Origin of the sequence: Amylibacter sp. SFDW26 (genome assembly GCF_009184395.1) — a bacterium.
Taxonomy (GTDB): domain Bacteria; phylum Pseudomonadota; class Alphaproteobacteria; order Rhodobacterales; family Rhodobacteraceae; genus Amylibacter.
Genome location: NZ_WEIC01000002.1, coordinates 310,842 through 323,499, shown reverse-complemented (window position 1 = coordinate 323,499; position 12,658 = coordinate 310,842). Strand labels below are relative to the sequence as shown.

The following is a 12,658-nucleotide window of genomic DNA, read 5'->3' as shown; positions in this document are numbered from 1 at the left end:
CGTGCAATAGAATCCGTAATAAAAATCTGCGTAGGCGGATTTTATCTATATTTTAAAAGTACTTCCAAGATAAACGTTTCGTACGTTTGGATCGGAAATAACTTCCTCTGGTGTGCCGCTCATTAAAACGGTCCCTCCATGTAAAATATATGCGCGATCTACGATTTCGAGCGTTTCGCGTACATTATGGTCTGTGATCAACACGCCAATATCGCGGCTTTTTAGTTTTGCAACTAGATCACGGATATCCCCAACAGCAATTGGGTCAACGCCTGCAAAAGGTTCGTCTAACAGCACATATTTTGGGTCGCTCGCCAAGCAGCGCGCAATTTCCACACGGCGACGTTCGCCACCAGATAATGCTAAGGCTGAGGAGTTACGGATATGAGTGATAGAGAACTCTTCTAACAGCTGTTCCAGCTTGATCTTTTGTTCTGCCTTAACAGGTTCCCAAATCTCTAAAATAGATTGGATATTTTGCTCTACATTCATGCCACGAAAAATGCTGGCTTCTTGGGGTAAATACCCAATACCCATCTGAGCGCGGCGATACATTGGTAGTTTTGTTGCATCACGACCATTCACGGAAACACTGCCAGCATCAGGGCGGATCAGACCGACCACAGAATAAAAGCACGTGGTTTTGCCAGCACCATTGGGGCCCAACAAAGCAACAACTTCACCTTGGCCCAACTCTAGGCTGACATCATCCAAAACATGACGTTGCTTAAAGGATTTTTTGATGTTTTTAACAACAAGGCCGTTTTTATTGGCATCCGATTTATTGGATTTTGATTTAGCCATAATGCTAGTTCGGCTTATAAACAGTTTTCACATTGCCCGTCATTTTACTGCGGCCTGTTGTGATGTTGTATGTCAATTGATTGCCTGTCAAAACTGTTTGTGCTTGACGCAAAATAACATTGCCAGTGAACAGAATGGTTTGGGTCGTAACATTAAAATTGGCACTGCGGGCTTCTGCTGTTTCGGTGCCGTTTGTGAACTTTACATTGCCCAGTGCATCTACGGATGAAATATTTTTAGCCTCTTCCTCAAAGAAAACAGTAATTGTATTGGCGTTTAGATTTAAAATACCTTGCACCACTTTTGCATTTCCAGAGAATACGGCAGAATTTTCTTGGCTGTTCACTTGTAGGTTATCAGCTGTCGCTTCAACGGGTAGCGCTGCATTTCTTGAAGTGGCTTGTGAAAATGTCGGAGACGCTAAAAGGCATAGCGTTAGAACTGAAGTTATAAATTTACCCACGCAATTTCTACCTTATTCGCTAACTTGTTTTGGATAGTATATCAGTTTTACGCCATTGCCAAAGCGAAGAATTGGACCTTCGTCTGATGGCGCTTTATGCAAGTCTTGTGTTAGCTCCATAGATCCTGCTGTGATGTTCCCAACAGGCCCACTTGCAGCAACAGGTCCAGGGCTAGTTGCATTGCCTGTATAAAAGTTCAAAATAATCTTTTCGACATTTGCCGTGTAATTATCAGAAGTTTTCAGGGCAACAGAACCGCTTAATGTGGCTTCTTGTGTTTCAAGGTTTAACAGGCCCACTTCGGAATCTGTTTTTACCTCTAACCCATCAGAAAATCCGATTGTTGTGCTTGGGGCGACCAGATCAATTTGATCTGGTTTCGGTGCGTTTGGCAAAGCGGATTCTGCAGAGATTGAAAAAGCATCGCCAGATTTGGTCACACCAGAATAATGCGGGTTGGTGATTTTTTGTCCAACTGCCAATTCAGCCAGTTTGCTGTCAGCAATAATAATACCATCCCGAATAGGGTTGGTCTTGGTGAAAACGAAAACACCAATCATCAACAAAGCTGCCAAAATGGGCATCCCGATCTTGGCAAAGCGCACAAATTGCGAATAGGTGTCTTTTACTTCTGTCATACTGGTTACATGGGCTTATGTTGGGCGTGGGTCAATAGATGCGACCCACACAGTTTCGTAACGAAATTTTGTTGCGGCGGATTAATGCGCAAAGATATCTGTATCGGGCCAGCCTTCTAAATCTAATGCTGCACGGTGTGGTAGGAAATCAAAACAGGCTTGTGCCAATTCCATGCGACCCTCACGGATCAGTCGCGAATCCAACTCTTCTTTGAGTTCGTGCAGGTATAAAACATCAGATGCCGCATAAGCGATTTGTTCTTTTGTTAAGTCCACAGCGCCCCAATCAGAGCTTTGTTGTTGTTTGGAAATATCAACGCTTAACAATTCCTGAAGCAGGTTTTTCAGCCCGTGGCGATCTGTATAGGTACGTACCAATTTAGAAGCGATCTTAGTGCAATAAACAGGTGCGCAGCGTACACCAAAACGATTTTCCATAACGGCAATGTCGAAACGACCAAAGTGGAACAGTTTTAACTGATCTGGATTCGCCAGCATTGCGCACAGATTAGGAGCTTCGGTCTGATCTTGGGCAATTTGCACCAGATGCGCATGACCGTCCCCTGATGACAGCTGAATAACACATAACCTGTCGCGGTGTGGAATCAGCCCCATTGTTTCACTGTCGATAGCCACAATCGGGCCAAGATCTAGGTCGTCAGGCAGATCGCCTTGGTAAAGATAATTTGTCATAGGCCTTTCATACCTGCAGTTTTAAAGGCTGGAAAGCAAAACCGTCTAAAAAGCGGGCGCATTTAAAAAAGTTATCTGAAATTTTTGGACTCTGCTGATTATTTGGGTAAGCTGATAGATATAGACACAAGGGAGAACACATCTATGGAGCCACTAAACGAATCCAAAGTATGGGACTTGGTCAAAGCTAAAGGAACGGAAATGGCGCAAGTCACAGTTCTGAAAAGCGATGGATCACAACGTATTATCAACGGATCATTTCAGCCCAGCAGTGAGCTAAAGCTGGATGACAGCATCAAAAGCAGCGGCCGCATTTCTATTTATTGCCAAGCAGACAACGCATGGCGTAGCTTTAAACAGCACCGTGTTTTGGAAATTGTCTAAAACTATACTGATCACTGGAGCATCACGCGGGATTGGCAGAGCTACGGCTATTCTTGCTGGTATGAATGGATGGTCTGTAGGTGTGAATTATCGCTCAGGTTTGGATGAGGCACAAGAAACCGCAGCAGCTGTTAAAGCTGCTGGTGGTAGCGCCCATATCGTTCAGGGTGATATTTCCCATGAAGCTGACGTTATTAGAATGTTTGAAGAAACTGCCTCTGCGTTTGGGAGGATTGATGTGGTGGTTTTAAATGCTGGCATTGTTGCTCCGCAAATGACATTGGCAGAAATGACGGAGGAACGCTTAAAAAGCGTTATTGATGTTAATATGCTCGGCACTTTATTTTGTGCCCGCGAAGCGGCGCGACAGTTGCCGCGCTCTTTGTCAGAGCCATCTGCCTCTATCGTGTTTGTATCATCTGCTGCATCTCGGCTGGGTTCTGCATTTCAATACGTAGATTATGCCGCTACTAAAGGCGCAATGGATACTTTGACGATTGGTTTGTCAAAAGAGTTGGCCGAAAAAAACATTCGAGTGAATGCTGTGCGACCTGGGCTTGTTGAAACAGAAATACATGCAAGGAATGGCCAGCCGGATCGTGCTCAAAGATTAGGGAAGCAAGTTCCAATGGCACGACCTGGCACGGCTGAAGAAGTTGCAGAAGCAATTGTTTGGCTTTGTAGTGATGCGGCGTCTTATTCAACGGGGACGATCATTGATGTGGCTGGCGGCATATAAAGTCGGTCCATCTCTTTTGGCACTTCATGCCGATAATGACGCAAAACAAACTTGTCCCTGCGGGTTTGAACGGTTATTCCTGTGCTAGCAATTAAAACGCCAAGGGAATTCACATGTCACAATCGCCTAAACTCGTTACAATTTTTGGGGGATCTGGTTTTGTAGGTCGCTACATTGCGCGTCGTATGGCGAAACAAGGTTGGCGTGTTCGCGTTGCGGTTCGTCGCCCGAATGAAGCAATCTTTGTGAAGCCTTATGGCACTGTTGGTCAAGTTGAGCCAATCCTTGCCAATATCCGTGATGATGCATCTGTGGCTGCAGCTTTGTCTGGTGCGGATGCTGTTGTGAACTGCGTGGGCACATTCGATAAAAAAGGCCGCAATAACTTTGATGCGGTTCAGGCCGAAGGCGCTGGGCGTATCGCACGTTTGGCAAAGGCCGAAGGTATCAAGCGCATGGTACACCTTTCTGCGATTGGCGCAGATGAAGACGGTGCCAGTGATTATGCACGCACCAAAGGTGAAGGCGAAGCTTTGGTCAAAGCGTCTTTCCCGCGTGCCGTTATTTTGCGCCCTTCTGTAATCTTTGGCCCAGAAGACAACTTCTTTAACCGCTTTGCGGAAATGGCGAAAATTTCGCCTGTTATTCCTTTGATCGGTGGCGGCACAAAATTCCAACCTGTTTACGTGGATGATGTGGCTAAAGCTGCTGTAAAAGGCGTGTTGGGTGAGGCGCCCGCTGGTACATATGAATTGGGCGGCCCTGATGTGGAAACTTTTTCTGAACTTGTTGATCGCATGTTGAAGGTTGTGCGTCGCAAGCGTTTGAAAGCGAATGTCCCATTCTTTATCGCGGCTATTAAAGCAAAGGCGTTGGATATTGCTTTTGGACTGACATTTGGGTTGTTTAAAAACAACATCGTTACAGCTGATCAGGTAAAGCAATTGCGCAGTGATAATGTTGTAGGTGCAAAAGCCAAGGGCTTTGCAAAATTAGATATTGAGCCAACAGCAATGGATGCAGTTTTGGATACGTATCTATACTGCCATCGCCCATATGGTCAGTACACGGAACTTACAGAATCTGGTAAAAATTTAAGTTCTTAAGTGTAAGCAATCCATAACAGAACGATACCCAAGAATACGCGGTATATAACATAAGGTGTGAAGCTTACACTTTTGAGTAATTTCATCATAAGAGACAATGCTAACAAAGCTGAAACAAAGGCAAAAATGGCACCGATCGCACCGTCTCTTGCGACCTGTGCATCCGCAGTTGAAATCACTTCTGCCCCTAATAAAACACCCGACGCAATGATAGTTGGGATCGACATCAACATTGCAATGCGTGCGCCATCTTCGCGGCTGTATCCCATTTGCCGCGCGCCTGTGATGGTTATGCCTGAACGAGATGTTCCAGGAATCAGCGCAACAGCCTGCCATAACCCCAGCCTGATAGCGTCTGAATAATTCCAATCTGCAGTCGTTTTATCTTGAGCGCCTTTTTGATCGGCGAAATACAGAACGATGCCAAAGATCAACATGGCCCATCCGATCACTTTGATGGATCGTAAGGCATCATCATATCCTGTTAGTTTTAGAATTAAGCCGAATATGATTACGGGGATTGTTGCGGCGACCAACATAAAGGCAAGTTTGGCACCCTCTGTTCCAAAATGACCGTGTATAATATCACCGCAACCGCCGATGGTTTTTTTGACGTCTTGCCAGAAATACAGAATTACAGCACCTAAAGTGCCTACATGGACAGCTACATCAATGGCTTGCCCTTGATCTTGCAGGCCAGTGAGTTGTGGGAGCAGGATAAGGTGGCCTGACGAAGATACTGGAAGGAATTCTGTAATACCTTGAATGATGGCTAAGATGAAAAGATGAAGTAATGACATGATTCGGGCCTATAATAATATTAGCCGCAACCCTATTGAGGCCTTGTTAAAAAGGGAATCCCTTATATAGGTAAGTAGTACTTACTTATAATTGTGCGACACTGTGTGATATTTTCACAAAATCCATAACTTTCTATATAATAGGTAAGTAGTACTTACTTTTATTCCTTTTCTGTAGAGTATAATCGGTAGTTCTGGAAATTTTGTCTGTAAACACGAGGGTGTACCTAAAATGGCTGAAAACAAAATGTTAAAATTTGTGCAAGTAGAGCGCGATATGCCTGAAAAGCGTGTCCCAAACTTACGTACAAATGATTACGATGAGATTTACCAAGAGTTTGCTGCGGAAAAAGCTGCAGAACAAGCATCACGCTGTTCGCAATGCGGTGTTCCATATTGTCAAACCCACTGCCCGCTTCACAACAACATCCCAGATTGGTTGCGCCTAACAGCCGAGGGTCGTTTGCAAGAAGCGTATGAAGTCAGCCAAGCGACAAATACATTTCCAGAAATCTGTGGTCGTATCTGTCCACAAGATCGCCTGTGCGAAGGCAACTGTGTGATTGAAAATGCTGGCCACGGTACAGTGACAATCGGTGCAGTAGAGAAATACATCACGGACACAGCTTGGGACAACGGTTGGGTGAAAGCCGCTAAACCAGCATCTGAACGTGTTGAAAGTGTTGGCATCATCGGTGCGGGCCCTGCTGGTTTGGCCGCGGCTGATATGCTGCGCCGCCAAGGTATCCAAGTCACGATCTATGATCGTTATGACCGCGCTGGTGGTTTGCTGACTTATGGCATCCCAGGGTTCAAACTGGAAAAAGACGTAGTGATGCGCCGCAATGAATTGTTGTCTGAAAGTGGTGTGAAGTTTGTTCTGAACACGAACATAGGTGAAGATATCAGCTTTGCGGATGTACGTGCGAAACATGATGCAATCCTTATTGGTACGGGTGTTTATGCATCACGTGATCTTGGTGGTCCGGGTGCGGGTAACAAAGGTATCGTTAAAGCAATTGATTATCTGACAGCGTCTAACCGTTTGAACTTTGGCGATACAGTGCCAGAGATCGAAAGCGGTGAATTGAACGCAGAAGGTAAAAACGTTGTGGTCATCGGTGGTGGTGACACGGCAATGGATTGTGTACGTACAGCGACGCGCCAAGGTGCGAAATCTGTGAAATGCTTATACCGCCGTGACGAGGCAAACATGCCAGGTTCTGTGCGTGAAACAGCGAATGCCAAAGAAGAAGGTGTAGAATTTGTATGGCTTGCAGCGCCAAAAGGCTTCACTGGTGAAGGTGATGTTTCAGGTGTTGTGGTATCAAAAATGCGTTTGGGTGCACCAGATGCATCAGGTCGCCAATCACCAGAAGAAATTCCAGGTGCGGATTATACAGAAGACGCGGATCTTGTGATCAAAGCGCTGGGTTTCAGCCCAGAAGACCTGCCAACATTGTGGGATACACCAGAGTTGGAAGTGACGCGTTGGGGCACAGTATTGGCTGATTTTACGACGAAACAAACATCATTGGATGGTGTGTTTGCTGCAGGTGATATTGTACGTGGTGCATCACTGGTTGTATGGGCGATCCGTGACGGTCGCGATGCGGCTGACAGCATTATGGATTACCTGAATGCCAAAACTTCGGTGGCTGCGGAATGATCTTAACACTTCTTAATAAGGCGCAAAATGCGCTGTATGATTTCTGTATGGAAAGCGTATGGCAGGCGTATGGCGCGCGAAAGGTTAACCTTTTACCTATAAAGATTAATCAGTCAGAACGGCTGCCCTTTTCGAAGAAAGAGTCGCTATGATTTTAAAATACAATTTAGATAAGTTATCTAACTGGTGTATCGGATTGTTGCTGCTTGCCATGTGCTTAGAGTTAGCGCTCAATATTCATTCTGAATTTTATCTAAAGCTAGTAGAAGCATTTCAAGATCCAGAAATAAACATTGATATATCAGATGAATTTATTGATTTATTTGATCTTGCGGGTGTAATTTTGGGCGTTGGTTTTTTAGTTATTATTATAACATCAGCGGTTCTAAATCTGATTTGGATTTACAGAAGCAGCTTTAATGCAGGCATTTTGCAACCATCAGAGGAAAGAGTATCTCCAAAGTGGGCTGTAATATGGAACTTCATTCCGCTTCTATCTTTGTGGAAGCCATATGTTGCTATCAAACAAACATGGAATAGCACGTTTAATGTTAATGGTGATATAACACGCGGGCTTCCGATGCTTTTTTGGTTTTGGTGGGCAGCATGGGTTTTGAATAACATTTTATCAAATATCTCGTTTCGGATCTCTTTGGCTGAAGATTTTGATATTACACGCGACATTGTAATTTTTGATTGGATTATTTTTGCAACCACTGTGCCAGCGTACATAATTTTCATCATGATTATTCATCGCATAACAACAAAACAAGTAGAAATACAAAACGACCTTCAAGTGTCTGGAGATGTACAATGACAAAATTTGACGCCAGCTGGAAAGCAAGCCAAGAAGCCAAGCGTGCCTATATGGCAGAGCATGGCATGTACCGTGAAGAAGACGAACACAGCTCTTGTGGTGTGGGGCTGGTTGTTTCTATCGATGGTAAAAAATCACGCAAAGTGGTTGATAATGGTATCGCCGCGCTAAAAGCAATTTGGCACCGTGGTGCTGTGGATGCGGATGGTAAAACTGGTGATGGTGCCGGTATCCATGTTCAGATCCCAGTTAAATTCTTTTACGATCAGATCGAACGCACAGGTCACAAACCACGCACAGATGAATTGGTTGCTGTTGGTCAGGTATTCCTGCCGCGCACAGACTTTGGTGCGCAAGAAGCGTGCCGTACAATCGTGGAAGCAGAAGTTCTGCGCATGGGGTACTATATCTACGGCTGGCGTCATGTTCCTGTGGATGTTTCTTGCTTGGGTGAAAAAGCCGATGCGACCCGCCCTGAGATCGAACAAATTCTGATCTCAAACGCTAAAGGCGTTGACGAGGAAACATTTGAGCGTGAGCTGTATGTAATCCGTCGCCGTATTGAAAAGGCTGTTAAAGAATCGCATCTGAATGACTTCTATGTATGTTCGATGTCTTGTCGCTCCATCATCTATAAAGGCATGATGTTGGCTGAGCAGGTTGCGGTATTCTATCCTGACTTGATGGACGAGCGTTTTGAATCTGCGTTTGCGATTTATCACCAGCGTTATTCTACAAACACATTCCCACAATGGTGGTTGGCACAGCCATTCCGCATGTTGGCGCACAATGGTGAAATCAACACATTGAAGGGCAATGTGAACTGGATGAAGTCCCATGAAATTCGCATGGCATCCAAAAACTTTGGCGACAGTGCTGAAGATATTAAACCGATTATTGCAGGCGGGTCATCTGACTCTGCTGCATTGGATTCTGTGTTTGAGGTTATGGTACGCGCTGGGCGTAATGCACCGATGGCAAAGACTATGTTGGTGCCTGAAAGCTCAAACTCTACTGAAATGAAACCAGAATGGCGCGATATGTATTCCTATTGTAGCGCTGTGATGGAGCCATGGGATGGCCCCGCTGCATTGGTAATGACGGATGGTCGTTGGGTTTGTGCAGGTCTTGACCGTAATGGTCTGCGCCCGATGCGTTACGTGATCACTGGTGACGGCATGCTGATTGCGGGTTCCGAAGTGGGCATGGTGCCAACTGATGAAATGACTGTGTTGGAAAAAGGCGCACTTGGCCCGGGTCAAATGTTGGCCGTGGATATGGCCGAAGGTCGTTTGTTGCACGACGAAGAGTTGAAAAATGAATTGGCTGCAAGCCGTGAGTTTGGCAAATGGGTTAAGAACGTTGTGAATTTGGAAAACAACGATGCTGGTTCAAAAGAAGAAGCTGGGTTTACAGGCGCTGAATTACGCAAACGCCAGATCGCTGCTGGGTATTCTATCGAAGAATTGGAAATGATCCTGCACCCGATGGCTGAAGATGCAAAAGAGGTTTTAGCATCGATGGGTGATGATACACCGTCTGCTGTTTTGTCGGATAAATACCGCCCGCTTTCACATTTCTTCCGTCAGGCGTTTTCACAGGTGACAAACCCGCCGATCGACAGTTTGCGCGAACATCGTGTGATGTCTTTGCGCACACGTTTTGGTAACTTGCGTAACGTGTTGGATGAAAGCAGTGAACAGACTGAAATCTTGTCACTGGAAAGCCCGTTTGTATCGAATGCACGTTTTGACAGCATTGTTAAATATTTCGGTGATGGTGTTTCCACAATCGATTGTACATTTGATGGCTCTTCTGAGGGTGCGTTGCGTGCTGCGCTGAACCGTATCAAAGCAGAAGCTGAAGATGCTGTGCGCTCTGGTTCCAGCCACATTGTTTTGACAGACAAAGGCCAGAACGAAGATAAAGTGCCGATGCCGATGATTTTGGCGACGTCTGCTGTGCATTCTGGTTTGACCGCAATTGGCTTGCGCACATTCTGTTCGATCAATGTGCAGTCTGCGGAATGTATTGATCCGCATTACTTTGCCGTTTTGGTCGGTGCGGGTGCAACGACTGTGAATGCGTATTTGGCGCAGGACAGTTTGGCAGACCGTATTGAGCGTGGCCTATTGGATCAGACTTTAGACGTGGCAATTGCGCGTTATAAAGAGGCGATCAATCAAGGCTTGTTGAAAATCATGGCGAAGATGGGGATTTCTGTGATCGCTGCCTATCGCGGTGGTTTGAACTTTGAAGCAGTTGGCCTGTCCCGTGCGATGGTTGCGGAATTCTTCCCAGGTATGCTGAGCCGTATTTCAGGTATTGGTCTGCACGGTATCCAGCGCAAAGTTGTGAATGTGCACGCGTTGGGCTGGAAAGCTGGTCAAGATGTCCTACCGATTGGTGGTTTCTATAAGGCGCGCCGTTCGGGTGAAACACATGCGTGGCAAGCGCAGAATATGCATATCATGCAATCTGCCTGTGACCGTTCATCTTATGAATTATGGAAACAGTATTCTGCCAAGATGCAGGCGAACCCACCGATTGCGTTACGCGACTTGATGGATTTCAAACCTGTGGCAAAACCTATTCCTGTTGAAGAGGTGGAAAGTATTACATCGATCCGTAAGCGTTTCGTGACACCGGGTATGTCGCTGGGTGCGTTGAGCCCTGAAGCGCATAAAACACTGAATGTTGCGATGAACCGTATTGGTGCGAAATCTGACAGTGGTGAAGGTGGCGAAGATCCAGCACACTTTGTGCCAGAGCCAAATGGTGACAATCCATCTGCGAAAATCAAGCAGGTGGCCTCTGGCCGTTTTGGTGTGACAGCGGAATATTTGAACCAATGTGAAGAGCTAGAGATCAAAGTTGCCCAAGGTGCGAAACCTGGTGAGGGTGGTCAGTTGCCTGGTATTAAGGTCACGGATTTGATTGCACGATTGCGTCATTCAACCAAAGGCGTGACATTGATTTCACCGCCGCCACACCACGATATTTATTCGATCGAGGATTTGGCGCAGTTGATTTACGATCTTAAGCAAATCAATCCACGTGCGAAGGTAACAGTGAAACTGGTATCCTCTTCTGGCGTTGGTACGATTGCCGCTGGTGTTGCGAAAGCGATGGCGGATGTGATCCTGATTTCTGGTCACAACGGCGGCACTGGTGCGTCCCCTGCGACATCGATTAAATACGCTGGTTTGCCATGGGAAATGGGCCTGAGTGAAGCACACCAAGTGTTGGCGATGAACAACCTGCGTGACCGCGTAACATTGCGGACTGATGGTGGTTTGCGTACGGGTCGTGACATTGTGATGGCGGCAATGTTGGGTGCCGAGGAATATGGTATCGGTACGGCTGCGTTGATCGCGATGGGCTGTATCATGGTGCGTCAGTGCCAATCTAACACTTGCCCTGTTGGTGTCTGTGTTCAAGATGAAGAACTGCGTAAGAAGTTCACAGGTAACGCGGATAAAGTGGTCAATCTGATCACATTCTATGCGCAAGAAGTGCGTGAAATTCTGGCGTCTTTGGGTATGCGTTCGATGGACGAAGTTATCGGCCGTGCAGATATGTTGGCTCAGGTCAGCCGTGGATCTGCGCACCTTGATGATCTAGATTTGAACCCACTTCTAATCAGCGTGGATGCAGCGGATGCGATTATTTATAACCGTGACAAAGACCGTCAATCTGTGCCTGACACATTGGATGCTGAAATCCTGAAAGATGCTGAACCGTTCTTTAAAGACGGCGAAAAAATGCAGCTGTCTTATGCGGTGCAAAACACACACCGTACAATCGGTACACGTGTTTCCAGCCATATCGTGAAACGCTTTGGTATGCGCAATGAACTGATGCAGGACCATCTGACAGTGAAACTGACAGGGTCTGCAGGTCAGTCGCTTGGCGCCTTCTCTCCTCCGGGTTTGAAATTGGAAGTGTCTGGTGATGCGAATGACTATGTTGGTAAGGGCCTGTCTGGCGGTATGATCGTTGTACGCCCACCAAAAGGCAGCCCACTGATTGCGGCTGAAAATACAATTATCGGTAACACAGTTCTATACGGTGCGACGGATGGTAAGTTGTTTGCCAACGGTCGTGCAGGTGAACGGTTCTGCGTGCGGAACTCTGGTGCACAAGTTGTGGTCGAGGGTTGTGGCTCGAACGGTTGTGAATACATGACTGGCGGTGTGACGGTTATTCTTGGTGATGTTGGTGCCAACTTTGGTGCGGGTATGACGGGTGGTATGGCCTATGTTTACGATCCAAAGAAACAGTTCGATCGTTATGTGAATCCTGAATCGTTGGAATTGGTCCCTGTGACTGTCCCACATTGGGAAGATCAGTTGAAAGGCTTACTTGAAGAGCATGTTGCCGAAACGGACAGCCCGAAAGCAAAAGAGATTTTGCATCGTTGGGATGAAGAACGTGCAAATTTTGTTCAGATCTGTCCAAAAGAAATGCTAAAAAGCATTCCGCATCCGTTGTCTTTGGAGAGCGGCAAAAAGTCTGCTTAAATAAATTGAGTAAAACCCACG

11 protein-coding genes are annotated in these 12,658 nt (G+C 46.2%); 6 read left to right on the top strand and 5 right to left on the bottom strand.

Features of this window, described 5'->3' with window-relative positions:
- Positions 1 to 45: 45 nt before the first annotated feature.
- The 4 genes from lptB to F9L33_RS07825 all read right to left on the bottom strand — a co-directional run bounded on the left by lptB (position 46) and on the right by F9L33_RS07825 (position 2,599).
- Entirely contained in the window at positions 46 to 804 is a 759-nt protein-coding gene (lptB, locus tag F9L33_RS07840) for an LPS export ABC transporter ATP-binding protein (protein ID WP_152142209.1), read from the bottom strand.
- A gap of 4 nt (positions 805 to 808) precedes the next feature.
- Positions 809 to 1,267 (bottom strand): LptA/OstA family protein, encoded by a 459-nt coding sequence (locus tag F9L33_RS07835; protein WP_152142208.1) that lies wholly within the window; start codon positions 1,265 to 1,267, stop codon positions 809 to 811.
- Between the two features lie 12 nt (positions 1,268 to 1,279).
- Entirely contained in the window at positions 1,280 to 1,906 is a 627-nt protein-coding gene (lptC, locus tag F9L33_RS07830; protein WP_152142207.1) for an LPS export ABC transporter periplasmic protein LptC, read from the bottom strand.
- 81 nt (positions 1,907 to 1,987) lie between these two features.
- Positions 1,988 to 2,599 (bottom strand): ribonuclease D, encoded by a 612-nt coding sequence (locus F9L33_RS07825; protein WP_152142206.1) that lies wholly within the window; start codon positions 2,597 to 2,599, stop codon positions 1,988 to 1,990.
- 144 nt (positions 2,600 to 2,743) lie between these two features.
- On the opposite strand from F9L33_RS07825, the gene F9L33_RS15750 reads away from it, so the two are divergent.
- The 3 genes from F9L33_RS15750 (at position 2,744) to F9L33_RS07815 (ending at position 4,828) form a co-directional block, all read left to right on the top strand.
- Positions 2,744 to 2,983, top strand: a complete 240-nt coding sequence (locus tag F9L33_RS15750) for a hypothetical protein (RefSeq protein ID WP_193221995.1) — start codon at positions 2,744 to 2,746, stop codon at positions 2,981 to 2,983.
- On the top strand, positions 2,976 to 3,722 hold the full coding sequence (locus F9L33_RS07820; protein ID WP_226804031.1) for an SDR family oxidoreductase: 747 nt from the start codon (positions 2,976 to 2,978) through the stop codon (positions 3,720 to 3,722). The genes F9L33_RS15750 and F9L33_RS07820 overlap by 8 nt, the downstream gene beginning before the upstream one ends.
- Positions 3,723 to 3,835: 113 nt before the next feature.
- Entirely contained in the window at positions 3,836 to 4,828 is a 993-nt protein-coding gene (locus tag F9L33_RS07815) for a complex I NDUFA9 subunit family protein (RefSeq protein ID WP_152142204.1), read from the top strand.
- Here F9L33_RS07815 and F9L33_RS07810 read toward each other — a convergent pair.
- On the bottom strand, positions 4,825 to 5,628 hold the full coding sequence (locus F9L33_RS07810) for an undecaprenyl-diphosphate phosphatase (protein ID WP_152142203.1): 804 nt from the start codon (positions 5,626 to 5,628) through the stop codon (positions 4,825 to 4,827). The genes F9L33_RS07815 and F9L33_RS07810 overlap by 4 nt on opposite strands.
- 232 nt (positions 5,629 to 5,860) lie before the next feature.
- On the opposite strand from F9L33_RS07810, the gene F9L33_RS07805 reads away from it, so the two are divergent.
- The 3 genes from F9L33_RS07805 to gltB all read left to right on the top strand — a co-directional run bounded on the left by F9L33_RS07805 (position 5,861) and on the right by gltB (position 12,637).
- Entirely contained in the window at positions 5,861 to 7,297 is a 1,437-nt protein-coding gene (locus F9L33_RS07805) for an NAD(P)-dependent oxidoreductase (protein ID WP_152142202.1), read from the top strand.
- A gap of 148 nt (positions 7,298 to 7,445) precedes the next feature.
- On the top strand, positions 7,446 to 8,114 hold the full coding sequence (locus F9L33_RS07800; protein ID WP_152142201.1) for a DUF4328 domain-containing protein: 669 nt from the start codon (positions 7,446 to 7,448) through the stop codon (positions 8,112 to 8,114).
- Positions 8,111 to 12,637, top strand: a complete 4,527-nt coding sequence (gltB, locus tag F9L33_RS07795) for a glutamate synthase large subunit (RefSeq protein ID WP_152142200.1) — start codon at positions 8,111 to 8,113, stop codon at positions 12,635 to 12,637. Before F9L33_RS07800 ends, gltB begins: the two co-directional genes overlap by 4 nt.
- Positions 12,638 to 12,658 lie beyond the last annotated feature (21 nt).

Excerpts from the sequence above, each read along its gene's own strand:
- F9L33_RS07810 (WP_152142203.1), bottom strand. The coding sequence starts at position 5,628 with ATGTCATTACTTCATCTTTTCATCTTAGCCATCATTCAAGGTATTACA.
- F9L33_RS07805 (WP_152142202.1), top strand. The coding sequence starts at position 5,861 with ATGGCTGAAAACAAAATGTTAAAATTTGTGCAAGTAGAGCGCGATATG.
- F9L33_RS07815 (WP_152142204.1), top strand. The coding sequence starts at position 3,836 with ATGTCACAATCGCCTAAACTCGTTACAATTTTTGGGGGATCTGGTTTT.
- F9L33_RS07800 (WP_152142201.1), top strand. The coding sequence starts at position 7,446 with ATGATTTTAAAATACAATTTAGATAAGTTATCTAACTGGTGTATCGGA.
- lptB (WP_152142209.1), bottom strand. The coding sequence starts at position 804 with ATGGCTAAATCAAAATCCAATAAATCGGATGCCAATAAAAACGGCCTT.
- F9L33_RS07825 (WP_152142206.1), bottom strand. The coding sequence starts at position 2,599 with ATGACAAATTATCTTTACCAAGGCGATCTGCCTGACGACCTAGATCTT.
- lptC (WP_152142207.1), bottom strand. The coding sequence starts at position 1,906 with ATGACAGAAGTAAAAGACACCTATTCGCAATTTGTGCGCTTTGCCAAG.
- F9L33_RS15750 (WP_193221995.1), top strand. The coding sequence starts at position 2,744 with ATGGAGCCACTAAACGAATCCAAAGTATGGGACTTGGTCAAAGCTAAA.
- gltB (WP_152142200.1), top strand. The coding sequence starts at position 8,111 with ATGACAAAATTTGACGCCAGCTGGAAAGCAAGCCAAGAAGCCAAGCGT.